Origin of the sequence: Streptomyces sp. NPDC053076 (assembly GCF_044546845.1) — a bacterium.
Taxonomy (GTDB): Bacteria; Actinomycetota; Actinomycetes; order Streptomycetales; family Streptomycetaceae; genus Streptomyces.
In genome coordinates, this window is the sequence record NZ_JBITZL010000024.1 from 4,152 (window position 1) to 5,557 (window position 1,406).

2 rRNA genes (1 of these 2 only partly in view) are annotated in these 1,406 nt (G+C 56.7%); both read left to right on the forward strand.

Annotated elements, in window-relative coordinates:
- A 23S ribosomal RNA gene (locus ACIGYR_RS38985) occupies positions 1-1,199 on the forward strand (it extends 2,022 nt beyond the left edge of the window).
- 90 nt (positions 1,200-1,289) lie between these two features.
- A 5S ribosomal RNA gene (gene rrf, locus ACIGYR_RS38990) occupies positions 1,290-1,406 on the forward strand.

Here is a 1,406-nt window from a genome sequence, read left to right on the forward strand (position 1 = left end):
CACGTCCGGTGATGAGCTTTGCGCTCTGAGCTGGGGGTGGCCGCAGAGACCAGCGAGAAGCGACTGTTTACTAAAAACACAGGTCCGTGCGAAGCCGTAAGGCGATGTATACGGACTGACGCCTGCCCGGTGCTGGAACGTTAAGGGGACCGGTTAGTCCGACTTCGGTCGGGCGAAGCTGAGAACTTAAGCGCCAGTAAACGGCGGTGGTAACTATAACCATCCTAAGGTAGCGAAATTCCTTGTCGGGTAAGTTCCGACCTGCACGAATGGCGTAACGACTTCTCGACTGTCTCAACCATAGGCCCGGTGAAATTGCACTACGAGTAAAGATGCTCGTTTCGCGCAGCAGGACGGAAAGACCCCGGGACCTTTACTACAGTTTGATATTGGTGTTCGGTTCGGCTTGTGTAGGATAGCTGGGAGACTTTGAAGCAGGCACGCCAGTGTTTGTGGAGTCGTCGTTGAAATACCAGTCTGGTCGTGCTGGATGTCTAACCTGGGTCCGTGATCCGGATCAGGGACAGTGTCTGATGGGTAGTTTAACTGGGGCGGTTGCCTCCTAAAGAGTAACGGAGGCGCCCAAAGGTTCCCTCAGCCTGGTTGGCAATCAGGTGTTGAGTGTAAGTGCACAAGGGAGCTTGACTGTGAGACCGACGGGTCGAGCAGGGACGAAAGTCGGGACTAGTGATCCGGCGGTGGCTTGTGGAAGCGCCGTCGCTCAACGGATAAAAGGTACCCCGGGGATAACAGGCTGATCTTCCCCAAGAGTCCATATCGACGGGATGGTTTGGCACCTCGATGTCGGCTCGTCGCATCCTGGGGCTGGAGTCGGTCCCAAGGGTTGGGCTGTTCGCCCATTAAAGCGGTACGCGAGCTGGGTTTAGAACGTCGTGAGACAGTTCGGTCCCTATCCGCTGTGCGCGTAGGAATATTGAGAAGGGCTGTCCCTAGTACGAGAGGACCGGGACGGACGAACCTCTGGTGTGCCAGTTGTCCTGCCAAGGGCATGGCTGGTTGGCTACGTTCGGGAGGGATAACCGCTGAAAGCATCTAAGCGGGAAGCCTGCTTCGAGATGAGTATTCCCACCTCCTTGAGAGGGTAAGGCTCCCAGTAGACGACTGGGTTGATAGGCCGGATCTGGAAGCCAGGTAACTGGTGGAGGTGACCGGTACTAATAGGCCGAGGGCTTGTCCTCAGTTGCTCGCGTCCACTGTGTTGGTTCTGAAACCACGAACAGCCCCATGTCAGGTCACGGCATGGTGTGGCGTTCACAGTTTCATAGTGTTTCGGTGGTCATAGCGTGAGGGAAACGCCCGGTTACATTCCGAACCCGGAAGCTAAGCCTCACAGCGCCGATGGTACTGCAGGGGGGACCCTGTGGGAGAGTAGGACGCCGCCGAAC